General features: G+C 64.1%; 26 protein-coding genes. 19 read left to right on the top strand and 7 right to left on the bottom strand.

Features of this window, described 5'->3' with window-relative positions:
* Window positions 1–21 precede the first annotated feature (21 nt).
* From ctaD to rnhA, 10 genes are all read left to right on the top strand, one after another.
* Entirely contained in the window at window positions 22–1,623 is a 1,602-nt protein-coding gene (gene ctaD / locus MF134_RS08870) for a cytochrome c oxidase subunit I (RefSeq protein ID WP_255339085.1), read from the top strand.
* A 223-nt stretch (window positions 1,624–1,846) separates the two neighbouring features.
* The gene (locus MF134_RS08875; RefSeq protein WP_304363689.1) at window positions 1,847–2,788 is read left to right on the top strand and encodes a heme o synthase; all 942 of its coding nucleotides are present in this window, start codon (window positions 1,847–1,849) and stop codon (window positions 2,786–2,788) included.
* A gap of 2 nt (window positions 2,789–2,790) precedes the next feature.
* Window positions 2,791–2,928, top strand: coding sequence for a protoheme IX farnesyltransferase (locus tag MF134_RS08880; protein WP_255339086.1), 138 nt, complete (start codon window positions 2,791–2,793; stop codon window positions 2,926–2,928).
* Window positions 2,925–3,545 carry a cytochrome c oxidase assembly protein gene (locus MF134_RS08885; protein ID WP_255339087.1) on the top strand — a complete coding sequence of 207 codons (621 nt, stop codon included), beginning with the start codon at window positions 2,925–2,927 and terminating at the stop codon, window positions 3,543–3,545. The genes MF134_RS08880 and MF134_RS08885 overlap by 4 nt, the downstream gene beginning before the upstream one ends.
* A 107-nt stretch (window positions 3,546–3,652) precedes the next feature.
* Window positions 3,653–4,531 (top strand): cytochrome c oxidase subunit 3, encoded by an 879-nt coding sequence (locus tag MF134_RS08890; RefSeq protein ID WP_255339088.1) that lies wholly within the window; start codon window positions 3,653–3,655, stop codon window positions 4,529–4,531.
* A gap of 101 nt (window positions 4,532–4,632) precedes the next feature.
* Window positions 4,633–5,019 carry a DUF983 domain-containing protein gene (locus MF134_RS08895; protein ID WP_255339089.1) on the top strand — a complete coding sequence of 129 codons (387 nt, stop codon included), beginning with the start codon at window positions 4,633–4,635 and terminating at the stop codon, window positions 5,017–5,019.
* Window positions 5,009–5,794 (top strand): SURF1 family protein, encoded by a 786-nt coding sequence (locus MF134_RS08900; protein WP_255339090.1) that lies wholly within the window; start codon window positions 5,009–5,011, stop codon window positions 5,792–5,794. The genes MF134_RS08895 and MF134_RS08900 overlap by 11 nt, the downstream gene beginning before the upstream one ends.
* 72 nt (window positions 5,795–5,866) lie before the next feature.
* On the top strand, window positions 5,867–6,877 hold the full coding sequence (gene ispH / locus MF134_RS08905) for a 4-hydroxy-3-methylbut-2-enyl diphosphate reductase (RefSeq protein ID WP_457589968.1): 1,011 nt from the start codon (window positions 5,867–5,869) through the stop codon (window positions 6,875–6,877).
* A gap of 5 nt (window positions 6,878–6,882) precedes the next feature.
* Window positions 6,883–7,872, top strand: a complete 990-nt coding sequence (locus tag MF134_RS08910) for a homoserine kinase (protein ID WP_255339092.1) — start codon at window positions 6,883–6,885, stop codon at window positions 7,870–7,872.
* On the top strand, window positions 7,869–8,342 hold the full coding sequence (rnhA, locus tag MF134_RS08915; protein WP_255339093.1) for a ribonuclease HI: 474 nt from the start codon (window positions 7,869–7,871) through the stop codon (window positions 8,340–8,342). The genes MF134_RS08910 and rnhA overlap by 4 nt, the downstream gene beginning before the upstream one ends.
* Window positions 8,343–8,418: 76 nt before the next feature.
* Here the strand turns inward: rnhA and MF134_RS08920 are convergent, their stop codons facing one another.
* Window positions 8,419–8,721 carry a hypothetical protein gene (locus tag MF134_RS08920; protein ID WP_255339094.1) on the bottom strand — a complete coding sequence of 101 codons (303 nt, stop codon included), beginning with the start codon at window positions 8,719–8,721 and terminating at the stop codon, window positions 8,419–8,421.
* Between MF134_RS08920 and MF134_RS08925 the strand changes: the two genes are divergently transcribed.
* On the top strand, window positions 8,674–9,195 hold the full coding sequence (locus tag MF134_RS08925; RefSeq protein WP_369695415.1) for a peptide chain release factor-like protein: 522 nt from the start codon (window positions 8,674–8,676) through the stop codon (window positions 9,193–9,195). The genes MF134_RS08920 and MF134_RS08925 overlap by 48 nt on opposite strands.
* A gap of 115 nt (window positions 9,196–9,310) precedes the next feature.
* Here the strand turns inward: MF134_RS08925 and MF134_RS08930 are convergent, their stop codons facing one another.
* Together MF134_RS08930 and MF134_RS08935 are read right to left on the bottom strand one after the other, a co-directional pair.
* Window positions 9,311–9,796, bottom strand: a complete 486-nt coding sequence (locus MF134_RS08930; RefSeq protein WP_255339096.1) for a peroxiredoxin — start codon at window positions 9,794–9,796, stop codon at window positions 9,311–9,313.
* Between the two features lie 210 nt (window positions 9,797–10,006).
* The gene (locus MF134_RS08935; protein WP_255339097.1) at window positions 10,007–10,867 is read right to left on the bottom strand and encodes a protein-disulfide reductase DsbD domain-containing protein; all 861 of its coding nucleotides are present in this window, start codon (window positions 10,865–10,867) and stop codon (window positions 10,007–10,009) included.
* A gap of 178 nt (window positions 10,868–11,045) precedes the next feature.
* Between MF134_RS08935 and MF134_RS08940 the strand changes: the two genes are divergently transcribed.
* Entirely contained in the window at window positions 11,046–11,660 is a 615-nt protein-coding gene (locus MF134_RS08940) for a YqgE/AlgH family protein (RefSeq protein ID WP_255339098.1), read from the top strand.
* Between the two features lie 41 nt (window positions 11,661–11,701).
* On the opposite strand, the gene MF134_RS08945 is transcribed toward MF134_RS08940, so the two are convergent.
* The 4 genes from MF134_RS08945 to ahcY form a co-directional block, all read right to left on the bottom strand.
* On the bottom strand, window positions 11,702–12,448 hold the full coding sequence (locus MF134_RS08945; protein ID WP_255339099.1) for a nucleotidyltransferase family protein: 747 nt from the start codon (window positions 12,446–12,448) through the stop codon (window positions 11,702–11,704).
* A 14-nt stretch (window positions 12,449–12,462) separates the two neighbouring features.
* Window positions 12,463–14,073 (bottom strand): tRNA (adenosine(37)-N6)-threonylcarbamoyltransferase complex ATPase subunit type 1 TsaE, encoded by a 1,611-nt coding sequence (gene tsaE, locus MF134_RS08950; protein ID WP_255339100.1) that lies wholly within the window; start codon window positions 14,071–14,073, stop codon window positions 12,463–12,465.
* Entirely contained in the window at window positions 14,070–16,577 is a 2,508-nt protein-coding gene (locus tag MF134_RS08955; RefSeq protein ID WP_255339101.1) for a PAS domain-containing sensor histidine kinase, read from the bottom strand. Before MF134_RS08955 ends, tsaE begins: the two co-directional genes overlap by 4 nt.
* A 332-nt stretch (window positions 16,578–16,909) precedes the next feature.
* On the bottom strand, window positions 16,910–18,310 hold the full coding sequence (gene ahcY, locus MF134_RS08960) for an adenosylhomocysteinase (protein ID WP_255339102.1): 1,401 nt from the start codon (window positions 18,308–18,310) through the stop codon (window positions 16,910–16,912).
* A gap of 212 nt (window positions 18,311–18,522) precedes the next feature.
* Here ahcY and MF134_RS08965 point away from each other — a divergent pair, with 212 nt between their 5' ends.
* From MF134_RS08965 to proB, 7 genes are all read left to right on the top strand, one after another.
* A complete protein-coding gene (locus tag MF134_RS08965; RefSeq protein WP_255339103.1) occupies window positions 18,523–20,406 on the top strand; it encodes a hypothetical protein in 1,884 nt (627 codons plus the stop codon).
* Window positions 20,407–20,597: 191 nt separating this feature from the next.
* On the top strand, window positions 20,598–21,230 hold the full coding sequence (locus MF134_RS08970) for a 50S ribosomal protein L21 (RefSeq protein WP_255339104.1): 633 nt from the start codon (window positions 20,598–20,600) through the stop codon (window positions 21,228–21,230).
* A gap of 65 nt (window positions 21,231–21,295) precedes the next feature.
* Window positions 21,296–21,565, top strand: coding sequence for a 50S ribosomal protein L27 (gene rpmA / locus MF134_RS08975; protein WP_255339105.1), 270 nt, complete (start codon window positions 21,296–21,298; stop codon window positions 21,563–21,565).
* Window positions 21,566–21,694: 129 nt separating this feature from the next.
* Window positions 21,695–22,279 (top strand): GNAT family N-acetyltransferase, encoded by a 585-nt coding sequence (locus tag MF134_RS08980; protein WP_255339106.1) that lies wholly within the window; start codon window positions 21,695–21,697, stop codon window positions 22,277–22,279.
* A gap of 113 nt (window positions 22,280–22,392) precedes the next feature.
* Window positions 22,393–22,947, top strand: coding sequence for a DUF3833 family protein (locus MF134_RS08985; RefSeq protein ID WP_255339107.1), 555 nt, complete (start codon window positions 22,393–22,395; stop codon window positions 22,945–22,947).
* 72 nt (window positions 22,948–23,019) lie between these two features.
* The gene (obgE, locus tag MF134_RS08990) at window positions 23,020–24,069 is read left to right on the top strand and encodes a GTPase ObgE (RefSeq protein ID WP_255339108.1); all 1,050 of its coding nucleotides are present in this window, start codon (window positions 23,020–23,022) and stop codon (window positions 24,067–24,069) included.
* Window positions 24,066–25,220, top strand: a complete 1,155-nt coding sequence (gene proB / locus MF134_RS08995; protein ID WP_255339109.1) for a glutamate 5-kinase — start codon at window positions 24,066–24,068, stop codon at window positions 25,218–25,220. Before obgE ends, proB begins: the two co-directional genes overlap by 4 nt.
* Window positions 25,221–25,244: the final 24 nt, after the last annotated feature.

A 25,244-nucleotide genomic window follows, 5' to 3' on the forward strand; every position in this document is an offset into this window, starting at 1 on the left:
GAGGGTTAGAGGGAAACGATCATGGCATATGGTGCCGCCCACGAGGCCCATGACGATCACAAGCCGCATGGCTGGACGCGTTGGGTTTATTCGACCAATCACAAGGACATCGGAACGCTCTACCTGATCTTCGCGATCATGGCCGGCATCATCGGCGGCCTGCTTTCGATCGCGATGCGCATGGAGCTTCAGGAGCCGGGTCTCCAGATCTTCGGCGACCCGCAGGTCTATAACGTCTTCACCACCGGTCACGGTCTCATCATGATCTTCTTCATGGTGATGCCCGCCCTGATCGGCGGTTTCGCCAACTGGATGGTGCCGATCATGATCGGAGCGCCGGACATGGCGTTTCCGCGGCTGAACAACATCTCGTTCTGGCTGCTCGCCGCCTCCTTCCCGCTCCTGATCCTCTCCATGTTCGTGGAAGGGGCTCCTGGTGCCAATGGCGCCGGTACGGGCTGGACGATCTACCCGCCACTGTCCACCAGCGGCCATCCGGGGCCGGCGGTCGATCTCGCGATCTTCTCGCTGCATATCGCCGGTGCATCCTCGATCTTGGGTGCGATCAACTTCATCACGACCATCCTGAACATGCGCGCCCCGGGCATGACGCTCCACAAGATGCCGCTGTTCGCCTGGTCGGTGCTGGTCACGGCGTTCCTGCTGCTTCTGTCGCTGCCGGTTCTGGCGGGCGCCATCACCATGCTGCTGACGGACCGCAATTTCGGCACCACCTTCTTCACCCCCTCGGGTGGCGGTGATCCGATCCTGTTCCAGCACCTGTTCTGGTTCTTCGGTCACCCGGAAGTGTACATCCTGATCCTGCCGGCCTTCGGCATCATCAGCCACATCGTGTCGACCTTCTCGAAGAAGCCCGTCTTCGGCTATCTCGGCATGGCCTACGCCATGGTTGCGATCGGTGTCGTCGGCTTCGTCGTGTGGGCGCACCACATGTACACGACCGGCCTGTCGCTCAACACGCAGCGCTACTTCGTGTTTGCTACGATGGTCATCGCGGTTCCCACGGGCATCAAGATCTTCTCCTGGATCGCGACCATGTGGGGCGGCTCGCTGTCCTTCCGCGTGCCGATGCTCTGGGCGATCGGGTTCATCTTCCTGTTCACCGTGGGCGGCGTGACCGGCGTCAAGCTCGCTAATGCCGGCATGGACCGTGTTCTTCACGACACCTACTATGTCGTCGCGCACTTCCACTACGTGTTGTCGCTCGGGGCGGTGTTCGCGATCTTCGCCGCCTGGTACTACTGGTTCCCGAAGATGACCGGCTACATGTACAATGAACGGCTCGGCCAGATTCACTTCTGGATGACCTTCATCGGCGTGAACCTCGTCTTCTTCCCGCAGCACTTCCTGGGCGCTGCCGGCATGCCGCGCCGCTACGTCGACTATCCCGACGCCTATGCCGGCTGGAACTTCATCTCGTCGATCGGTTCCTACATTTCCGGCGTCGCGGTACTCGTCTTCCTCTATGCGGTCTGGGAGGCCTTCTCGAAGAAGCGCGTCGCCGGAGCCAATCCCTGGGGCGAGGGTGCGACCACTCTGGAATGGCAGCTGTCTTCTCCGCCGCCCTTCCACCAGTGGGAAGAACTGCCGCGGGTTCGCTAAGGCGCGCGGCCGGGTTTCGGCCCTCTTCAATCGGGCTCCGGCAGGTCCAGTCCTGCCGGAGCCGTTCTTGCCAGTGGCCGGCTGGCAGTCTCCGGCCGAGCCGTTGCGGGGCTGGTGCGACCTGACCGCCCGTTACGTGATGCTCCGGAGGTCTATGGTCGTGGGTGCGCCCCGGCCGGTCTCCGACGCGAACTTTCGAATGCCGCGATGATCGAGGTATGAATTGACGCTTCTCGACACGACGACCCCGACGACGACCGGCGGAACGATCAGTCTCGCCGAACCGCGGGACTTCATCACGCTCCTGAAGCCGCGCGTGATGTCGCTCGTGGTGCTGACGGCGGTGGCCGGGCTCGTCGTCAGCCCGGGCGCGCTCCATCCGACGCTCGCGGTGATCTCGATCCTGGCGATCGCCGTCGGGGCAGGGGCGGCGGGTGCGCTCAACATGTGGTACGACGCCGATATCGATGCGGTAATGACGCGGACCGCCAAGCGGCCGGTGCCGATGGGCCGCGTGTCGCCGGAAGCGGCTCTCAGCTTCGGTCTGATCCTTTCGATTCTCTCGGTGATGCTCCTGGGTCTGGCGTCGAACTGGTTCGCTGCCGCCTTCCTCGCCTTCACCATCTTCTTCTACGCCGTCATCTATACGATGGGTCTGAAGCGCTCGACGCCCCAGAACATCGTGATCGGTGGCGCCGCCGGCGCGTTTCCGCCGATGATCGGCTGGGCCGCGGTAACGGGCGATGCGTCGGTGAACAGCTTCATCCTGTTCCTGATCATCTTTCTCTGGACTCCGCCGCATTTCTGGGCGCTCGCGCTGTTCAAGCTGCGCGACTATGGCGACGCCGGCGTGCCGATGCTGCCGAACGTGGCGGGTGAGCGTTCGACCAAGCTGCAGATCTTCGCTTACTCAGTGGTTCTGGCGCCGGTTGCCGTCCTGCCCTGGATTCTGGGCTTTGCCGGCGTCGCCTATGGCGCAGTCGCGACGGTGCTGGGACTGAACTTCGTCCGCCATGCCTGGGCCGTTCTCAACATGGCGGATGGCGACGAGCGCATGATCCCGGCCAAGAAGCTCTTCGGTTTCTCGATCCTCTACCTTTTCGGCCTGTTCGCGATGCTGATCGTCGACGCGGCGGTAGCGCCATTGTTGGGCCTGGGGGCGTGACGGTGGCAAGTGATGACCGGGTCAGGCTGACGGAGGCCGAAAAGAGCGCGCGACGCAAACGTTCGATCGCCATCGCGATCGTGCTGGTGGCGCTGGTCGCGATTTTCTACGTGGTTTCGATCGTGAAGATGGCACCATGAGCGAATTTGACGCGAAGCGAGAGACGAAGATTCGCAGCCCCGGCCGTCGCGGGGCGGTTATTGCGATCGCGTGTGCGGCCTTTGCGGTGGGAATGGTCGGTGCGGCCTTCGCCTCCGTTCCGCTTTACCAGCTGTTCTGTCAGGTCACAGGCTACGGCGGCACTACGCAACGCGCCGAAGCCGCGCCGACCGAGGTCTCTGATCAGTTCGTCACCATTCGCTTCGACGGCAATGTCGCGGGCGATCTGCCCTGGACCTTTCGCCCGAACCAGCGCGAGGTGCGGGTTCGCCTCGGCGAAAAGTCCAATGTCAGCTATCATGTGAAGAACACGTCAGACCGGACGACGACGGGTCAGGCGCTCTTCAACGTGACGCCGGATGCCGCCGGGCTGTACTTCAACAAGATCGAATGCTTCTGCTTCAACAATCAGACGCTTGCGCCGGGCGAAGAGGTGGATATGGGGATCGTGTTCTACGTCGATTCCGAAATCCTTCAGTCGGAAGAGCTGCACGATCTTCCCGGCATCACCCTGTCCTACAGCTTCTTCGCGGTCGACGCGCCGGCGCCCGTTGCCAGCGGTCCGGAAGAGGCTGCGACTGGGGGATCGGACAGTTGAACGCTTCGGGGCGGACGGACCAAACAACGATCGAATAAGCTGGAGTTGGGCCGCCGAGTGCTATAGGCAGATGGCGGGCCGCAAAGGGAGAGACCGGGGAACAGGCAATGGCAGATACGCACGCCAAGAAACACGACTATCACATCATCGATCCGAGCCCCTGGCCGTTCATCGCCTCGATGGGCACCATGATCATGCTGATCGGCGCCGTTGGCTGGATGCGTGCGTTGTCGGGACAGGACTTCAACCTGTTCGGCCTGAATCTGGCCACGCCCTGGCTGTTCTTCCTCGGCCTCGTCGTTGTCCTCTACGTGATGTTCGCCTGGTGGTCCGACACGGTGAAGGAAGGACAGGAGGGCGCCCATACCCCTGTCGTTTCGCTGCACCTGCGCTATGGCATGATCATGTTCATCGCCTCCGAGGTGATGTTCTTCGTCGCCTGGTTCTGGGCGTTCTTCGATGCCAGCCTGTTCCCGAACGAAGCGGTGCAGGTTTCGCGGACGGAAGTGCTGGGCGGTCAGTGGCCGCCGGTCGGGATCGAAGTGCTCGATCCGCTGCATCTTCCGCTGTTCAACACGATCACCCTGCTTCTCTCCGGCACGACCGTCACCTGGGCCCATCACGCGCTGCTTCATGGTGACCGCAAGGGCCTGAAGCTCGGCCTCACCCTGACCGTCGTGCTGGGCGTCATCTTCTCCTACGTCCAGTTTTACGAGTATGCGCACGCTCCGTTTGCCTTCTCGGGCTCGATCTACGGCTCGACCTTCTTCATGGCGACCGGCTTCCACGGCTTCCACGTCTTCGTCGGCACAATCTTCCTGCTCGTCTGCCTGATCCGGGCGATGATGGGCCAGTTCACGCCGCAGAAGCATTTCGGTTTCGAGGCGGCAGCCTGGTACTGGCACTTTGTCGACGTGGTGTGGCTGTTCCTGTTCTTCTGCATCTATGTGTGGGGCGGCTGGGGCGCGCCTGTCTTCGACGCTTGATCATATCTCGGCCGCCGGGGCTCGGTTTCCGGCGCGAGAGAGAAAATCGAGAAGGCGGCACGGGGCTTCCGGCCGCCTTTTCCGTTTGAAGGAGTTCTGCAATGGCCGAGGACAGGGCGCACTACGCCGAGGCCGATCCCGTGAAGGCTGCGACCCGTGGCCGCTGTCCGCGCTGCGGCGAGGGCAGGCTCTTCGCCGGCTTCCTGCGTCTTGAACCGCGATGCTCGGCCTGCGGTCTAGACTACGAGTTCGCCGATTCCGGGGACGGACCGGCGGTCTTCGTCATCCTTCTCATCGGCTTCATCGTGTGCGGACTCGCGCTGTGGCTGGAGGTATCCGTCGGTCCGCCGCTGTGGGTCCACTTTGTCCTCTGGGTGCCGCTGATCCTCGTCCTTTGCCTGCCTCTCCTTCGGGTCCTGAAGGGGACGATGATCGGCGTGCAGTACAAGAACCATGCGGCCGAGGCGCGCATCGACGATGGAAAGTGACACGACACGCGCCGGGACGGACGCACAGCCCGACGGCGGCGATCGTATGAGCGGCACGCGCTTTGCCGTGGCGTTGTTCGCCTGTCTTCTCGGCATCGTGATTCTCGCTGGCCTCGGAACCTGGCAGGTCGAGCGGCTGCATTGGAAGGAAGATCTGCTCGCCCGGATCGAGCAGCGTGTCGAAGCCGAGCCAACCGATCTCGCGACGCTGCGCCAGCGCGCCGAAGCGGGCGAGGACATCGCCTATACGCCGGTGCGCCTTTCGGGTCGTTTCCTGAACGAGGGCGAGCGGTACTTCCTCTCGACCTTCGAGGGCCAGGCCGGCTGGAACGTCTTCACGCCATTGCTGCTGGAGGATGGCGACCTGATCTTCGTCAATCGCGGCTTCGTCCCTTACGATCTGCGCGATCCGGAAAAGCGGGAAGCGGGTCTGATCGAGGGAGAGGTGGAGCTCACCGGCATTGCGCGCGTGCCTCCGACGGAGAAGCCCGGCTATTTCATTCCGGACAACGATCCGTCGAAGGATACGTTCTTCTGGCAGGATCTTTCGGTCATGGCCGCGGGGCTGACGCTTGCAAGCGACGCCCGCGTCCTGCCTTTCACGGTCGATGCCGGGCCGGGCCGCGCGCCTGGCGGCTGGCCGGTGGGTGGCACGACGGTGGTCACCATGCCCAACAACCACCTCCAATATGCCATCACCTGGTACGGGATCGGACTTGTCCTCGTGGTCATGACCGGAATGATGGTCTGGCGCCGATACGGGCGGCGTGCTTGACACGGGGCCAGGCGATGCCTTCATTCGCGGCATTGTCTGCATGCCCTTGAGATCGAACCAGTCCAGGAGACCATATTGTCCGGGAACGCCTCGAAGCCGAAGCTGACTTTGCGCCTGTGCGAGCCGCGCGGCTTTTGCGCCGGGGTCGATCGGGCCATTCAGATCGTGGTCCTGGCGCTCAAGAAATACGGCGCTCCCGTCTATGTCCGCCACGAGATCGTCCACAACCGCTTTGTGGTGGATGGCCTGCGGGACATGGGCGCGATCTTCGTGAAGGAACTCGACGAGATTCCCGATGACGGCCAGCCGGTGGTCTTTTCGGCTCATGGCGTGCCGAAATCCGTCCCGGCGGCGGCGGGTGCCCGTGAGATGCTCTATCTCGACGCCACCTGCCCGCTCGTCTCGAAGGTTCACAAACAGGCCATGCTGCACGTGAAGCGGGGCCGTCACGTGATCCTGATCGGCCACAAGGGCCATCCGGAAGTGATCGGGACCATGGGCCAACTCGCCGAAGGGACGGTCAGCCTGATCGAGACGGTAGAGGACGTCGCGAGCTTCGAGCCCGACGATCCGGCGGCGCTCGGCTTCGTCACCCAGACGACGCTGTCACTTGACGACACGGCCGACATCGTCGCGGCGCTCCAGGCGAAATTCCCGCAGATCATGGCGCCATCGTCGGAATCGATCTGTTACGCCACGACCAACCGCCAGGAGGCGGTGAAGGCGAGCGCGCCCGACACCGATCTTTTTCTCATCGTTGGTGCTCCGAACTCGTCCAACTCCAAGCGCCTCGTCGAGGTGGCGGAACGGGCGGGCGCCGTGCGCGGCGTGCTCGTTCAGGGCCCGCAGGAGATCCCCTTCGATCTGATCGACAGGAACGAGGCTGTTGTCGCCCTTTCCGCCGGTGCCTCGGCGCCCGAGATCCTGGTCGAGGGAATGATTTCGGCGCTGAAGGAGCGCTTCGACGTGTCGCTGGAACTCGTCCAGACGGCCGAAGAGAACGAGAACTTTCCGGTCATGCGCTCCTTGCGCGACGTGCCGATGACCGCGGCCGACATGGCCTTCGTGAACGGGCAGGGCTGACGTTCTTGGCGGTCTACACCGACATCACCGAGCCGCAGCTTGCCGAATTCCTCGACCGTTACGAGATCGGGGCGCTGTCCAGCTACAAGGGCATCGCCGAAGGCGTCGAGAACTCGAACTTCTTGCTGCGCACCACGGATGGCATCTACATCCTCACGCTGTACGAAAAGCGCGTGAACCGCGGCGATCTGCCCTTCTTCGTCGGTCTGATGGAACATCTGGCCGAGCGTGGACTGTCCTGCCCGCTGCCGGTGCACGACAAGGCAGGCCAGAGCCTCGGCGAACTGGCCGGCAGGCCCGCGGCGATCTTCACCTTTCTGGAGGGCATGTGGACCAGGCGACCCGGCGCGGAGCATTGCCGCGCCGTCGGAACCGCCATGGCGCAACTTCACGAAAGCGCCAGGAGTTTTCCTCTGACGCGCGCGAACGGCCTTTCCCTGTCCGACTGGCGCCCTCTGTTCGAAGCCTGCGACGGACGCGCCGACGAGGTACAGAACGGACTTGGGCGGGAGATTTCCGCCGAACTCGACACGCTCGAGGCGGCTTGGCCAGATGACCTGCCGAAGGGGATCATCCATGCCGATCTCTTTCCTGACAACGTGTTCTTTCTGTCCGGTCGTCTGTCGGGCCTGATCGACTTCTATTTCGCCTGTAACGACCTTCTCGCCTACGACATCGCCATCACGCTGGGCGCCTGGTGCTTCGAGGCCGACGGCAGTTACAACGTCACCAAGGGCCGGGCGCTGCTCGAAGGCTATGCCGCGGTGCGGCCGCTCGAACAGGCCGAATACGAGGCGCTGCCCATGCTCTGCCGGGGCGCCTCGATGCGCTTCCTTCTGACACGGCTCTATGACTGGCTGAACGTGCCCGACGACTCCTTCGTCACCAAGAAGGATCCCCGGGAGTATCTGAAGCGGCTGCGCTTTCACCGCAGCGTGCGGGACGCGGCGGAATACGGATTGGAGCGAGCCCAGGTGACGGTGCAGAGCAAATGAGCGAGCGTGTCGAAATCTTCACTGACGGCGCCTGCTCGGGCAATCCCGGACCGGGGGGCTGGGGCGCGATCCTGCGCTACAAGGGCAACGAGAAGGAGCTCAAGGGCGGCGAGGCGGCGACCACCAACAACCGCATGGAGTTGACCGCCGCGATCAAGGCGCTGCAGGCGCTGAACCGCGCCTGTGCCGTCGATCTTTATTCCGACTCCAACTACATGCGCGACGGCATCACCAAGTGGATCCATGGCTGGAAGCGCAAAGGCTGGCGCACCGCCGACGGCAAGCCGGTCAAGAACGCCGAACTCTGGCAGGCTCTGGAGGAAGAGAAAAGCCGACACGACGTGACCTTTCACTGGGTGAAAGGCCATGCCGGCCATGAAGAGAACGAGCGCGCGGATGAACTCGCCCGCGCTGGAATGGCGCCCTTCAAGCCTGGCAGACGAGCGGCAACCAGCCTGTCCGCGAAATAATCCAGTTCCATCGAACGGACCGAATGGCCTGTGAGATTTCCACTACCGATCCGACGCGAGCAAGCGCCAGATCGGTTCAGGTGGCAATCCAGCCCCCTGGCAACATGGCCTTCCCGCCGAGACGATGCCCGGCGGTGCTGGCAAGAACGATGGAGAGACGACAATGAAGCGCATCATCGAGATTCGCGCGGCCGAAGGCGGCGCCGATTCCCAAAATTTCGTCGGCGAACTCGCCAGCGCCTATGAGAAGCTCTGCCTGCGGCGCCGCTGAAAGGCCGTCCGAACGATTGAACGGCCGAGCGCAATCGGCTTTCTGCAAATCGATATCGAGGTGTCCGGAACGGATCTCCTGGCTCTTGACGGCGAAGCCGGAGGCCATCGGATCCAGGGCGTTCCTCCGACGGAAAGGCGAGGCCGGGTGCACACCAGCACGGTGACCGTCGCGGTCGTCGATCCCGAGAGTGCCCGGGAAGTTTCGATTTCCGACCATGAACTGAAGATCACCTGGTTTTCAGGGACCGGCAAGGGCGGGCAGCACCGGAACAAGCATCAGAACTCCTGCCGCGTTGTCCATATCCTCACCGGGTTTTCAGAAACACGCCAGAGCCGCGAGAAGGACGCAAACCTTCGCGATGCGGTCGGGGCGCTGAAGAAGCGCGTTGCCGCCGCGCTCGAAGCCCAGGATCACGACGTCCGATCAGCCCTCAGGCGTGAACAGATCGGCAGCGGCATGCGTGGCGACAAGACGGTGACCATCCGCTTCCAGGACGACACGGCCAAGCATCACGTCACCGGTAAATCGATCTCGGCTTCCCGCTATATGCGGGGCGAGATGGACGAACTCTGGTCCTGATCATCGTTGATCAAGGCCTGTCCCGAATCGGTGCAGCCGTCCAAACGAAAACCGCTCGCCGAGATGGCTCGGCGAGCGGCAAAATGCAGATGACCCTCGCGGCCGTGCCGAAGCCTTACATCTGTTCCAGCAGAGCCTCGGCGCTCGACTTGTCGGCCTGGCCGGGCGATTCCTCGATGTTGAGCTGCTTCACCACGCCGTCTTCGACCAGCATGGAATAGCGCTTGGAACGTACACCGAGGCCGGCGACGGACAGGTCGATGTCGAGGCCGAGTGCCTTGGTGAATTCGCCGTTGCCGTCCGACAGGAACAGGATCTTGCCCTCCGCGTCGCTCGACTTTTCCCAAGCGCCCATCACGAAGATGTCGTTCACCGCGACGACGGCGAGCGTGTCTACGCCCTTGGCGCGGAACTCGTCATTATGGGTGATGAAGCCGGGCAGATGGTTCATCGAGCATGTGGGCGTGAACGCGCCGGGCACGCCGAAGAGGACCACGGTCTTGCCGGAAAAGATGTCCTCGGTGGAGAGGTCGGCAGGGCCATCCTCGGTCTTGGTCTTCACGGTTGCGTTGGGGATCTTGTCCCCGATGGCGATGGTCATGGGCCTTCGTTCCCTAAAATCGAATGAAGCGTGACGCGCTTGCGCAAAGCGAGCCCCTGGCGCGTCGTCCCGCGAGCATGACGCGATTTGGCGCCTTGGCGACCATTGTCCAGACGCGGAGCGAGACGGATGGCTCGCGACCAGGGAAAGACGCCACGTACCAAAGCCCTCGCCAGCAGGATTGGACACCTCTGTCTTGGTGCGTGACGGCTAGCGCGGAGTGGAACCTGCCGAGACGGGAACCTCGGTCATTTCGACAGCGGACGCGCCAGCCGTAACGACGACATCCACCGCGGCGGGCGCGCCCTTGGTCTTTCGAGGCCGGCTGACGATCGGCACGTCGAAGATCTGGCGTCCGGCCTCCGTGCGAGGTTCTCCGGGCTCATCGAAATACCAGCCGCCGGGCGCCGTGACGAAGACATCCGTCGCGATGCCGGCGGCTTCGCCGGAGGGAGCGGCGATCGAGACCGTCAGGGCGTCGCCGTCCGGATGCGCGGCGACCGAAAAGGTCTCGGCGTTCGGGACCCGCGTCTCCGGCAGGGCGGCGAAGGCGATCTCGACGGCCTTGGCGCTCTCACCGGTCGTCAGCCCGGCTTCCAGCGAGGCCGACACGGGAATGCAGATTTCCTCGCACACCCCCAGGAAGATCGAGGCTTCGACGGTGCCCAGCGTTTCGCCGTCCTTGGGTTCGAGGGTGAAGGCGAAGGCGACAGGCTCCTTGTAGCCGTTGGCGCGGGTCAGGTCCTCGCCGAAGCGATGGGGGGCCGGATAGCGGATGCGCGCTTGCTCAAGCCCGGATGTGGGCGACAGATCGATCGTCGGCGGGATGCCGGATGCGCCCGGATCGATCCAGTAGGTCTTCCAGCCGGGGGCGAGATCGACAAGCAGCGCGCCGCGCACCGAGCCGTCGGCTTTCGCCGGCTCGCGCAGAAGGCGCAGGGTCACTTCGTCCGAGGAATAGACGGTGCCCGCCGTTTCGGCGAGGCTTTCGTCCGGACAAAGCACAGCCAGGGCGAAGGCCGCAGCCATCAGCGCCGGCGACGTTGCCATGGAGAGGTTACGGCGCGCCATACACAATGATCTCCGCTATTTCCATCCTGCGAATTGGATTCGCAGGGATATTTCCCAGCGACGTGACAATTCTGCTCTGGTCATTGCACGATGTCGATGCCACCTTCTCGTGAGCAGTGACGATGAATGTGGTGTGCATGCAGATTGGACGATGGTGCAGACAAGGCGGTGGAGCGACATGAAGCTTGATATCGATCTCGATTCCGTCGAAGGCGACGTGGCCCACTCTCTGGAGGGGCATTTCCTGATCGCGATGCCGGGCATCAGCGACGAACCGTTCGCACGCACGGTCATCTATGTCTGCGCCCACTCGCCGAATGGGGCCATGGGTTTCATCATCAACAAGTCGCAGCCGATGAGCTTCCCGGCGCTTCTGACGCAGCTCGACATCGTCGAAAGCGAGAGCGACATCCGCCTGCCGTCCGGCGGGCGCGAGGTTTCGGTCTGCGTCGGCGGACCGGTAGAGAAGGGCCGGGGCTTCGTCCTGCATTCCGACGATTACGATTCCGAATCGACGGTCCAGGTGGCCGACAACATTTCGCTGACGCCCACCGTGGATATTCTCAGAGCGATTTCAGAGGGTATCGGGCCGCGCACGGCGATCATGGCCCTCGGCTATTCGGGCTGGGCGCCCGGCCAGTTGGAGAGCGAGATCGCCGCCAATGGCTGGCTCACCTGCAAGGCCGATCTGGGCATCGTCTTCGACACCGATCTCGACAACAAATATGATCGCGCTTTGCGCCTTTTGGGGATCGAACCGGCCTTTCTGGCCGGCGAAGCCGGACACGCCTGACATCGCCGTCGCCAGCCGGCGAGCCGCGCCGTGTCTATCTGTCAGGCGGCCGCGCTCGTCAGGAAGGCTTCTTCGGCAAGCGGGATCGCAGGGGGCGTGCCGACCGTGATCCAGATGCCGTCGAGGCGCACGCCGAACAGACGCTCCCGCTCGATCGCACTGTCGAAGATCCGGTTGAGCGAGAATCTCTCCGGCTCCATTCCGGCAAACAGTTCCGGCTTCACGATCGCCGCGCCGGCGTAGATGTAGGGCGACATGTCGCGTTCCTCGACGCGGGTGAGCCGGCCTTCCACATCCATCACGAAGTCGCCGCGCCCGTCATAGCCGGTCGCTTGCCGCATCTCGGCGATGAGGAGGGAGAGGTCCATCCGCTCCGGCCGCCACAGTTCGGCGAGAAGGTCGAGATTGTCCCGATAGCCATCGATCCAGAACGTATCGGAATTGATGACGTAGAACGGGTCGTCACCCAGCATCGGGAGCGCCTTGACGATGCCCCCGCCGGAATCGAGCAGCCCGTCGGTCTCGTCGGAAATGACGATTTCCATGTCCTTGCGCTTGCGCAGGTGGGCCTTCATCAGATCGGCGAGATAGTGGACGTTGACGACGACGGTCTCGACGCCGTTGCGGGCCAGAGCGTCGAGGCCGTAGTCGATCAATGCCTTGCCGCGGATCTCGATCAGCGGCTTGGGAATGGTCGAGGTGATCGGGCGCATGCGCTTGCCGAGGCCGGCGGCGAGCATCATGGCGGTCTTGGGCTTGGACCGCTTGTTGTTGTTCATGGGCGTCATGGTCTGCCTGTCGTTCATGAGGGCCGGTCGAGCCTTCGCTCCTCGACGATCCCCCAACTCGCATAAAGGTGGCGCAACGCCGAGAGCGAGGGGTGGCCGAGGCTGCGGGTCAGATAGCCCTTAATCCGCGGTATGTGACGGAGATATTGCGGCTTGCCGTCCCGTTCGAGAAGTCGGACGAAAATTCCGAGAATTTTCGAAGCCCGCTGGGCAGCCATGATCGCATAGTCACGCTCGAAACCGAAATCGTTGAAGTCGGGGTCTGCTTCGCGGCGGGCGCGAACGTAAGCGGCAGTCAGGGTCGCTTCCAGTTCCGGGGAGACGTCGACCCGGGCGTCCTGGGCGAGCGATGCGACGTCGTAGGCAGAGGGACCCAGCAAGGCGTCCTGAAAATCGATGAGGCCGATCTTGAGCAGGCCGTCGGCCTCGGGACGGAAAATGACGTTCGGCGAATGGAAGTCGCGCAGCACGAGGCTGATTTCTGCGTCTTCCAGCTCGGCGAAGAGCGCCTGCCAGCATTCGTGGAAGAGGGTGCGTTCGTCGGCCGTGGCCTGCCGCTTCAGCGCGTGCGGCAGATACCAGTCGACGAGCAGCGCAACTTCGATCTCCATCGCCTGTCGGTCGTAGTGGGGCAGGCGGTGGATCACGCTGTCCGAAATCGGCAGTTCCGATGGCCAGGCGACGCCGTGGAGATCGGCGATGCAGGCGATCGCGGCTTCGTAGCGATCTGGAATCGGCTGACGGTTCGCATCGATGATCTGACCGTCACCGAGATTCTCGATCAGGAGAAGGCCAGCGTCGAGATCGGCGCGGTGAATCGCCGGTGCCGCAAAACCGGCCTTCGACAGCGCTTGCGCCACGGCGACGAAGGGCGTCACGTCTTCGGCGAGATGGGCAATCCGGCTATAGGGCAGGCCGTCCTTGATCGGCGGCCCGTCCGGCCGTCTGGGGGCGTCCATCAAGACAAGCGTCGTTCCGTCAGCTTCGACCGTTTCATAGCGGCGGGCCGAGGCATCGCCGAAGAAGCGCAGGCGCGGGGCTTCCGCCAGACCGGCATCCGCCAGGAAACTGCGGATGGCAAGCGTGCGTGCGACACGCTCTGCCGCCTCCTCTACGGTCGAGATCGTAACGTGCCGCCCACCCCCGGGCGAGAGGGCGAGTTCCACGGCGATGGTTGCAGCTTCCAGCACCGCCGACGCCCGGTCGGGCCATTCGACGAGCACGGGCCCGGTCTCGCGGGCTTCCGCAAAGCCGATCTCCTCCAGTTCGTCCTCGGAGGCGATGCGATAGAGATCGAAGTGCGCGATGGGCGGCTCGGTCTCGTAAGGCTGAACGAGCGTGTAGGTCGGGGAGGGGACCTCGAGGTCCGTGTCTTTCGCGAGAGTGCGGATCAGAGCGCGGGCGAGGGTGGACTTGCCGGCGCCGAGATCGCCTGAGAGGGCGACGACGTCGCCTGGCTGCAGGATCAGGGAAAGATCGGCACCCAGCCGCTCCGTGGCCGCGCTGTCGGCCAGGTCTTGCTCGGCGACGGTGACCCATCCCGCCTGGCGGGCTCCTGCCCCGATGGAACGGTGGGCTGAGCCTGCTGGCGTGCCTTGTGCTGATCCTCTGCCGGCGCCGCTCATTCGGCGGCGTCCTCATACCGGCCGGCGATGCGTTTCGTCTGCTCCGGCGGCATTGATTCCAGGGGGAAATGGCAGCGCACGGCCGTGCCCTTGCCCGGCATCGAGCTGACTTCCACCGAGCCCTGATGGAGTTCGACGAAACTCTTGACGATCGAGAGGCCGAGACCCGCCCCGGACTGGCGCCCGCCACTGGGATTGGCCTCGAAGCGCTCGAACATGCGGTCGATCTGGTCGCTTGGGATGCCCGGGCCGGCATCGGCGACTTCGAAGGTAAGCATGCCGTCGTGGCGCCAGCCGCGCAGCGAAACCTCGGACCCCGCCGGGGCGAAATTGGCGGCATTGGAAAGAAGGTTGAAGAGGACCTGCGTGAGCCTGTGAGCGTCGGCAAGGAAGCGCTCTCCGGCCTCCCGCACGTCGACCTTCAGATGCACATCCGCGCTTTCCATGCGATCCCGCACCCCATCGACCGCCTGCTCCACGGTCTTGGCGATATCCACTTCGGAGAGGTCGAGCTCCATGATTCCCGCGTCGACCGTGGCGAGATCGAGAATGTCGTTGACGATCGTGAGAAGGGTCGAGGTTGAAGATGAGATGTAGTCGAGATATTCGCTCTGCCGCTCGTTGAGCGGCCCCGTCTCGGCCGAGCGCAGAAGGGCGGAGAATCCGATGATGTTGGTGAGCGGCGAACGCAGTTCGTAGTTCACGTGCTGGACGAAGTCGTTCTTGAGCTGGTTCGCCTGCTCCAGAGCGTCGTTGCGCTCGCGCAGCATGAGTTCGGCGGCGCGCGCTTCGGAGATGTTGGAGAAGGAGAGCATCGTCTGCCCATTGGGCAGCGGGACGATGCCGTAATTGAAGATGCGTCCGTCGGTGAGCGTGATCTCGCCGGTCTGGGTGTCGCGACCGGTGTCCTCGAAAGCCGTGACGGCTTCGCTGAAGAGCTGCCAGCCAGTGCTGCCGCTGCCGTCGTTCGGGCCGGAGAGGCTCTTGGCCTCGGCGATCTCCACATCCGCGGTCTCCGGCAGTGTCTGGATTCGCGGGGAGGTGAAGAGGTAGGCCGGGTCGAAGCCCCACATTTCGGCGAAGGTCGGATTGGAAAGCCGCAGGCGTCCGTCGCTGCCGAACACGGCGACCGCTTCGCTGAGATAGTCGATCGTCTCGCGCTGCAGGCGCACCGTCGCCTTGACCTGGCTTTCGAGCTCCAGCTTCTCGGTGATGTCCTCGAAGACCCAGGTGGCGCCACCGCGGGGCTGGGGCGCGGCAATGACGCGCAGCGTCCGTCCGTCGGCCAGATGCCACATGGATTCGGTGGGCTCGGTGGCGCGGTAGGCGGCGAGATCCTGTTCGAGCATCTCGCTTCGATTGAGCTTCTCGATCGGCAGGATGCCCTTGGTCCTCAGATGATCGAGCAGCGCCACGTGGTCCGGCTCGGTTTCCAGATAGGCGTTGGTCAGATCGAACAGCCGCTGGAAGGCGGCGTTGTAATAGGTGAGGCGGGTCTTCTCGTCGAAGCGGGCGACCGCCGTGGTCAGCTGATCCAGCGTCTCGGACTGGCTCTCGATCGTCTGATGCAGTTCCATACGGACCTGCTCGGTCTCCGTGACGTCGATGGCGAGACCGGCCGAACCAAGCGGCCCCGTCGCCTCGACGACGTCGAAATTGCGCCGATCCGCCTCGACCACGGTGGAGATCTTGTCTTTGAAGGTGTTGCCTGCAGCCAGATCCTTGGCGATGCGCAGTCGGTCCTGTTCGCTCAGGAACTCGGCCTGCTGGTCGATCGTCTCGGCAACCGAAGTCGCATCCACCGAAGCGACATAGGCGCTGTTGACCCAGGCAAGCCGGCCATTCCTGTCGCGCAGCCAGATCGGCAGCGGCGCCTGGTCGAAAAGCGCCTGCATGGTCTCGATCGTCGCCTGGGCGCGGTTGCGTGCGCTCTTCAGGTCGCTCAGCTCCTTGGCGAGCCCTTCGAGCATGGTGAAACGCACGATCGCCAGCCCGCCGAGCGTCTTGCCGCTCACCTCGATGACGCGTTCCTCATCGAGATCGAAGGAGAAGCGGAAAGTCGCCGCGCTCTCACGCAGGAGCCTGATGCTTTGCTCCAGCCGCGCTGCCGCTTCGGCGGGCATCCAGTCGGCGAAGACGAGAAAACGCTCCGCCTCGCCGGGGACGGCGGGCAGGGAGCTGAGACCTCCCAGGAGCTCGGGAACGTCAGAGCCGGAATAGATGAGGAGCCGTTCTTCGCCGGTCAGAAGGAGTGCGGTGCGGGCCTCGGCCTCGACGCGCGCCTTATGGAGTTCTGCGGTGAGTTCCTCGTTCTCGGCGGCCATCGCCGCGCGTTGGCGCAGCATGAAGGTCGCCGCCAGCATGGCCGTGCCGACGACGAACGCCAGCGCCGAGAGATAGAGGATGTCGATCTCGGAAAGGAACACGCCGGGGCTGTCGGCGAGGCCCGTTTCCTGGGCAAGGGCAGACCCCGGCAGCGTTGAAGCGAGAAGGCCTGCAAGCATTGCCCGTGCGGACCGGAAGCGTCCGTCGGCACTGCCTGTGTTTTCACTCCTCGCCTTCGGTTTCCTCGAATCCGTCAGCGCGCCCACGACGCTTTCGCGCCGAGGCCGAATGTCTTTCGACATGTGCGCATGCCCCCGTCTTTGCCGCTTTCGAGACAGAACTCACGCATCTCGATCTGACGCTCGGCCGCATCCGAACGCCACGATTCGGCCATATTAGCGCCTCGGGAGTCGGGCGCAATGCATAAGATTTGACTAAAAGATAAAGAAAAAAAGCTGCCGGGGCTTGTGCCCCGACAGCTTTTGTGTCGGCTCGCTGCTTCGCCTGAGGCTTAGTAGCGGTAATGTTCAGGCTTGTAAGGGCCTTGCGGCGTGACGCCGATATAGGAAGCCTGTTCTTCGGTCAGTTCCGAAAGCCTTGCGCCGAGCTTGCCGAGATGCAGACGAGCAACTTTCTCGTCCAAATGCTTCGGCAGCACATAGACCTTGTTCTCATACTGTTCGCCCTTGGTGAACAGCTCGATCTGGGCCAGCGTCTGGTTGGTGAACGAGGCCGACATCACGAAGCTCGGATGGCCGGTGCCATTGCCGAGATTGAGCAGGCGACCTTCCGAGAGCAGCAGCATGCGATTGCCCTTCGGAAACTCCACCATGTCGACCTGCGGCTTGATGTTCGTCCACTTGAGGTTCTTCAGGGCGTCGACCTGAATCTCGTTGTCGAAGTGGCCGATATTGCCGACGATCGCCATGTCCTTCATCTCGCGCATGTGCTCGATGCGGATGACGTCCTTGTTGCCGGTCGTGGTGATGAAGATGTCGGCCGAGGACACGACGTCTTCGAGCTGGACGACCTCGAAGCCGTCCATCGTCGCCTGGAGGGCGCAGATCGGATCGACCTCGGTGACCTTGACGCGGGCACCTGCACCCTGGAGCGAGGCGGCCGAGCCCTTGCCGACGTCGCCATAGCCGCAGACGACGGCGACCTTGCCGGCCATCATCACGTCGGTGCCGCGGCGGATGCCGTCGACCAGCGATTCCTTGCAGCCATACTTGTTGTCGAACTTGGACTTGGTGACCGAGTCGTTGACGTTGATCGCCGGGAAGGGCAGGAGGCCCTTCTTCTGCAACTGGTAGAGACGGTTGACGCCGGTGGTGGTCTCTTCCGTCACGCCCTTGATGGCATCCCGCTGCTTGGCGAAGAAGCCCGGAGTCTCGTCCATGCGCTTCTTGATCTGGGCGAAGAGGATGCGCTCCTCGTCATTGCCCGGATTCGACAGGACGTCCTCGCCGGCTTCGGCGCGCGCGCCGAGCAGGATGTACATGGTGGCGTCACCACCATCGTCGAGGATCATGTTGGAGGGCTGGCCGTCCGCCCACTGGAAGATCTTGTCGGTGTAGGTCCAGTACTCCTCCAGGGTCTCGCCCTTGACGGCGAAGACCGGCGTGCCGCCGGCAGCGATCGCGGCCGCGGCGTGGTCCTGGGTCGAGAAGATGTTGCAGGACGCCCAGCGGACTTCGGCCCCGAGAGCGACGAGCGTCTCGATCAGGACAGCGGTCTGGATCGTCATGTGGAGCGAGCCGGTGATGCGCGCGCCCTTGAGGGGCTTGTCCGTGCCGAACTCCTCGCGGCAGGCCATCAGGCCCGGCATCTCCGTCTCGGCGATGTCGATTTCCTTGCGGCCGTAATCGGCAAGCGAGATGTCCTTGACGACGTAGTCGTTGTGTTCGCTCATGTGTTCAAAATCCGTTGTCGATACGTGGTGATTGCACGATGCCCACCGGGCGGTGAGCCCGGCTATCCGGCGCCGCTTTAGCAGCCCGAGCCGCGTTGGACAAGAGGACATAAACATTTGCTTATGTCTTGATCGGTTTTTCGACCATTGGTTTCGCCGGATCGCCGGTCTAGTCTTTTCCGTAACGTCACGAGTCGAGGAGGAAGCCGCCAATGTTCAGAAGTTTCGGCGGAAAACCGGTTCTCGGCGCCGTCATGGCCGCTGTCCTGGTCACCGGTGCCCAGGCCCAGCAGGCGGAGCCGTCCAGGGCGCCGATGACCGCGCAGCAGGGCGGCGTTTCCGAACTGATCCTTCCCTATTCTCCCTATGTGTTCGACCTCGCCGTGGCGTCAGCGAGAAGCGTCGCCGAGATCACCTATCGCGGCCGACGCTTCGATCCGGTGACACGTGCGCTCGTCGTGACGGGGCTCGAAGTCCGGCGCGGACCGGTGCATTTCAGAATAGGCCAGATGCGCGTCGGCGCGGAGCGCACGATCCTCGACGACGTGGTCATCGACACGCGCCGGGTGCCGCTCGAGCCCGAGGTGCGGCAGGTTCTTCAGCGTCTCGACCGGGAAATTGTGAACGGGGACGTCGCAATCGGCATCGACGCCAACGGACCTGCGGCCGACTACGTGATTCAGGCGACGGCCAATCTCGAGGGTATCGGTGCACTCGATCTTGATGCCGATCTCCGCGGCTTTCACATTCTTGTGCCGATCGACGAATTCGACGAGGGCATGCGCGACGAGCCGTTTGCCCGCAGGCGCGGTGACGAGCCGGAGGTCGTCGGCCGGATTGCGTCGGCGAGTCTCGGCTTCACCGACGCCGGACTGACTTCGGCGCTCTACGAGGTCCTCGGCGGGGCCCAGGGCTTGAGCCCCGAGGCCGCACGGAACACGGCGTCGGCCTTGGCCGGGATCGCAGTCGCCAGCATCTTCAAGGATATGCCCGGCGGCAGCACGCCGGAACTGAACGAAGCCGCGCGGCGGTGGTCGGCCGGGATTCAGGCCTTTCTGCGCGAGCCGGGCCGCATCGCGGTCTCCCTGCGTCCGGCCGAGCCCTTCGATATCGCCCGTCTCACCGACGGTATCGTCGAGGCGGCGGATATCGTCGCGCTCAATCCCTCGGTGGTCGAAGGCGTTCCGGCGGGTGTGCGGCTGCTCGATCCGGGCGTTCTGATGCCGAAGCCGGACGCACCGCTTTCGCAGCTGCTCGCCATCGCCGATACGCTGATCGCCGGGCGCGGCACGCCCCAGAATGTCGAGCGTGCGGTGGCGCTGGTGATGCCGGCCGCGATCGACGGCAACCGCGCGGCCGTCGGCCTGCTTGCCAAGGCGATCGCCATCGACCCGCATGTCAGCGTGCCGCAGGATCGCCTGCGCGCTGCCTATGTGGCGCTCGATCTCGCCACGGCGGAGGGACTTCCGAATGCCGCCGAAAGCCGCCTGGCGATCGGCCGGCGCCTCAGCCCCAGCGAAATCGTCGGTGCCGAAGACGAAGCCGTGGCGATCTGGCGCAAGACACCGATCGGCACACAGCAGCGCCAGGCCGAAGTGGAGGCGTTTCGCAATCGCGACTGGAAGGTCATCCGGCGTCTCGCCTACGCCTATTATGAAGGCGTGGACATGCCGCGCAACATCATGCGCGCCTATGGCTGGGCCTCGATCGCGGCGGCGGGGGGTGACCAGATCGCAGCGGCGTTCCGGGACGAGCTGACGCGGGCGGCCGGTAGCGGCCGCCTCGTGCTGCCGCTGGACCGGGCGCGGGAGGCCACGAACGATCTCTGGGCGATCATCGTCGAGGAGGGTCCCGACAGGGGGACAGGGAGTTCGGAGGCTCCGGCCGAGGCAGAGCCGGCTGAAGGGAATGCGGCAACGGATGCGCCGGATGCCGCAGCAGCGGGGCCGGCAGCTGGGGTGCCACCCATTCCGGATGCTCCATCATCGGCGGACGCGACCGTGTCGCAACCAGCCGAGGACGAGCGAAGCGCATTGACCGAGGGGCAACCGACCGGCCCGGCGCCGCAGCCCGTTCAGCCGGAGACCGTGCAGTAGGCGCCTGACGGGGCGGGCGCGCTTTCGCAATGGCGGGATCGCCTTGACCCAACGCCATTCCGGCATTATAGCGGGCGCTTCATTGGGCGTGGTTTGTCCGCGCCTCGCGTCGCCCATTCCTGAAACCGACTGAACAAGAAGACGGCCCGCGCCCTCGCGGCACGAGAGCTGGTCTGACGAACGGAGACAAAATGTTCGCAGTCATCAAGACCGGAGGCAAGCAGTACCGCGTTGCCGCCGATGATCAATTCACGATCGAACGCGTTGCTGGCGAAGCCGGCGATCTGGTCACCTTCAACGAAGTGCTGATGGTCGGCTCGACGATCGGCGCGCCCTTCGTCAATGGCGCAAGCGTCGCAGCCGAGATCGTCGAACAGACCCGCGGCAAGAAGGTCATTTCCTTCAAGAAGCGCCGCCGCCAGAACTCGAAGCGCACCCGCGGTCATCGCCAGGACCTGACGCTGATCCGCATTTCGGAGATCCTGACCGACGGCAAGTCGCCTTCCGGCAAGGCGAAGGCCGCCAAGCCGCAGAAGGAAGAGCGCGCCGAGGCGGCGGTTGCTGCGGAATCGGACGCGGACGTGACCGAGGTCGTGGTGAAGCCGATGTTCGAATCCCCGGAAGGGGCCAAGGACAAGCTGACCACGCTCAAGGGTGTCGGTCCGGTTGCCGAGAAGCAGCTGAACGAGCAGGGTATCACCACCTTCGCGCAGATCGCTGCCTTCACCGACGCCGATATCGAGAAGATCGACGCGGCAATGCCGTTCAGCGCCGCCCAGATCACCGACTGGCGCGAACAGTGCAAGGCGCTCGCGAGCAACTGAGACAGGAATTGACGGGCCGGCCCGGCCGGACCCGATGCCTTCAGGCAAGGCAAGGAGATTGAACGATGGCACATAAGAAAGCTGGCGGTTCCTCGCGCAACGGTCGCGATTCGGAGTCGAAACGTCTTGGCGTGAAGAAGTTCGGCGGCGAAGCCGTGATCGCGGGCAACATCCTTGTGCGCCAGCGCGGTACGCGCTGGCATCCGGGCGCCAATGTCGGCCTCGGCAAGGATCATACGCTTTTCGCCAAGGCCGAAGGCACGGTCGCCTTCCAGAAGAAGGCCAATGGCCGAACCTACGTGAACATTATGCCGAAAGCCGAAGCCGCCGAATGACCGGAGCTTCCGAGCGCCGGCGTTCCAAGGACCCGGCGCTCGAAAGTCCAGACGGCATCGCCTGAGGAACGAGCAAAGGGGAGATGGATCGCCGTCTCCCCTTTTCGTTTGCCAAGAGAGGACGATGCCATGACCGAGGATATGACCGAACGGCCGGGACTGACCGCGCCGGCCAAGCGGACCATGGTCGGCCCGCGTGTGAGGCTGAGGCCTCCGTCGATCGACGACGCCCCGACCATCGCCAAGCTCCTCGGCGACTACGACATCGCCCGCATGCTGTCCCGCGTGCCCTGGCCATACACCCTCGCGGACGCCGAATACTTCATCCGCGAGCATGGCGACGAGACCGTCTTTGCCATCTGCCTCAAGAAGAGCGATACGCTCGTGGGCCTCTGCGGTCTGCAGACCTGTGACGGCCCGGGCAAGAAGGGCGAGCTCGGCTTCTGGATCGGCCGGCCCTACTGGGGCAACGGCTATGCGACGGAAGCGGCTCATGCGGCGATCGACTATGGCTTCACCGCGCTCGGACTCGACGAGATCGAGGTGAGCTGCCGGGTGATCAATGAAGCCTCGCGCCGGGTCATCTGGAAATGCGGCTTCCACTTCCGCGGCAATGGCATGACCGACACGGTCGCGGCCGGCCGGGTGGCAAGCGAGCACTTCAGCCTCGACAAGAGCTGCTGGAAGTCGCTGAAGGCCTGGGGTGGGGTATGAGCGACGGCCGAATTGAGCCGTTCTCCCCCCTTGTGGGGGAGATGCCGGCAGGCAGAGGGGGGTGCCGCCGCGGCGCCGGGGGATCGGGGCGAGCGCGGCAGGCGTTTTTTCTGATGGTGTTCCTCGCAGTTTTTCTCGGCGTCCTCCCCGCAAGGGCCGCAGACATCGCTCAATCCACGCGCGCCGCATCGGTAGAGGCAGCGTTCTCCCTTTTCGATTTTTTCGACGGCAAAGCGACGTCCACGGGCACGATCACGACGGCGATCTTCTGGACGGAGGAATTCACCGCCATTTTCCGAGGCCGCGTCGACGGGCGTACCCTATCTCTCGAAGAACGCTTTCATTTCGACGATGGCGATCGTCTGCAGCGTTGGGCCTTGGAGAGAGTCGCGCCGCAACGCTATCGCGGCACCGTCACCACGGAACTCGGTGACGGCCGCATGGCCGGGCCGGTGCCCGTGAAGGGGGAACGCTTTGCACAAGGCGTCGTCCTTGCCTATGACGGTTACGCGCCGGGCGGCGGCGAGACGTTGCTCGGGTTTCGCCATGTCATGCGGTCGCAGGACGATGGCATGGTCGAAAACCGCGTGACGATCTCCAAATTCGGGCTGCCGATCGCGACGTCCGATGTGATCTTCCGAAGACCCGGCGCGGCGGGCCCGCGCTGAGCGGGCCAAGAAATTTTCGTGCCGGGCTGCGGCCAGCGAACGGCACCGCGACAAGAATTGAACGGGAAAGCCATGAAATTCCTCGATCAGGCGAAGGTCTATATCCGCTCCGGCGACGGCGGAGCCGGATCGGTCTCGTTCAGGCGTGAGAAATATATCGAGTTCGGGGGACCCGACGGCGGTGACGGCGGGCGCGGGGGCGACGTCTGGATCGAGGCGGTGGCGGGGCTCAACACGCTGATCGACTATCGCTACCAGCAGCATTTCAAGGCCAAGACCGGCATGCACGGCATGGGCCGCAACCGCAATGGCGCCAAGGGCGCCGACGTGGTGCTGAAGGTTCCCGAGGGGACGCAAGTCTATGCCGAGGACAACGAGACGCTGATCTGCGATCTTACGGAGGTCGGCGAGAAATACAGGATCGCGGCAGGCGGAAATGGCGGCTTCGGCAATGCCTATTTCAAATCCTCGGTCAATCAGGCGCCCCGTCATGCCAATCCTGGCCTTCCGGGCGAGGAGCTGACGATCTGGCTGCGGCTGAAGCTGATCGCCGACGCCGGTCTGGTGGGCCTCCCCAATGCCGGCAAGTCGACCTTTCTCGCGACCGTCACCCGCGCGCGACCGAAGATCGCCGACTATCCCTTCACCACGCTTTATCCCGGCCTCGGCGTTGCCAAGATCGACGAGCGGGAGTTCGTCATCGCGGACATCCCCGGCCTGATCGAGGGTGCCCATGAGGGCGTCGGCATCGGCGACCGCTTCCTCGGCCATGTGGAGCGCACATCGATCCTGCTCCACCTCGTCTCGGCGATGGAAGAGGATGTGGCCCAGGCCTACCGCACCGTGCGCCGCGAGCTCGACGCCTATGGTCATGGCCTCGTCGACAAGCCCGAAATCGTCGCGCTCTCCAAGGTCGACACGCTTACCGGCGAGGACCGCGCGGCGAAACTTGCCGAACTCGCCGAGGCCGCTGGAAAGCAGCCGCTGGAACTTTCGGCCGTCAGCGGCGAGGGGATGACGGAGGCGCTTCGCGGGCTGGCTGCCGAGATCGACCGGCTTGCACCTCGACGAAGCGAAGCTGAAGACGGTGAGGCGGTCAAGGCCGAGGGAGAGGGCCAATGAGCAATTTCCTGAGCGGCCACAATCGGATCGTCATCAAGATCGGCTCCTCGCTTCTCATCGATCGCGAGCGCGGGGTGAAGCGCACCTGGCTGGAATCGCTCGGCGAGGACATCGTCCGGCTGAAGGAGGAGGGGCGTCAGGTCATGATCGTCTCCTCCGGCGCGATCGCCATGGGGCGCAAGCTCCTGAAGATGCCGCGCGGGCCCCTCAAGCTGGAGGACAGCCAGGCCTCGGCCGCCGTTGGCCAGATCGCCCTTTCCCGTATCTATTCGGAAATTTTCGGCCGGCAGGGATACGAGGTGGGTCAGGTGCTCCTGACCATCGGCGATACCGAGGAACGCCGCCGCTATCTCAACGCCCGCGCCACCATCATGACGCTTCTCGATCTCGGCGCCGTGCCGGTGATCAACGAGAACGACACGGTGGCGACCAACGAAATCCGCTATGGCGACAACGACCGACTGGCCGCCCGCGTGGCGACCATGGTCGATGCCGATCTGCTGGTCCTTCTCTCCGACGTCGACGGCCTCTACACCGCACCGCCGCTGGAAGATCCGAACGCCGAGCACGTGCCGCTGGTGGAAACGATCACGCCGGCCATCGAGAAGATGGCCGGCGCGGCAGGCTCGGAACTTTCGCGTGGCGGCATGAAGACCAAGATCGACGCCGGGAAGATCGCGACCGAATCGGGCACCGCGATGATCATCACGGCGGGGCAGCGGCTTTATCCCCTGAGCGCCATCGAAAAGGGCGAACGCGCGACCTTGTTCCAGGCGAGCGGGACGCCCCGCAGCGCGCGCAAGCGCTGGATCGCGGGCCATCTCAATCCTCCCGGCCGGCTCGGAGTCGACGACGGCGCGCTCAAGGCGCTGCGCGAGGGCAAGAGCCTGCTGCCGGCCGGCATCGTCTCGGTCGAAGGGGAATTTTCCCGGGGCGACCCCGTGCTGATCACCCGCTATGACGGCATGGAAGTCGGCCGGGGCATCGTCGCCTATGATTCCGAGGATGCCGTGCGCATTGCCGGATTGCGCTCCTCGGCGGTCAACGAAGCGCTCGGCTACGAGGCGCGCGCGGCCATGGTGCATCGCGACGATCTCGTTCTGGCGGTGGCGCTGGAAGTGGCATGCCAGGAAGCTGACGCCGCCGAGTAGGACATCGCCGATCGCAAGCGCTGC

It is taken from the genome of Jiella marina, from assembly GCF_024359545.1.
GTDB lineage: Bacteria > Pseudomonadota > Alphaproteobacteria > Rhizobiales > Rhizobiaceae > Jiella.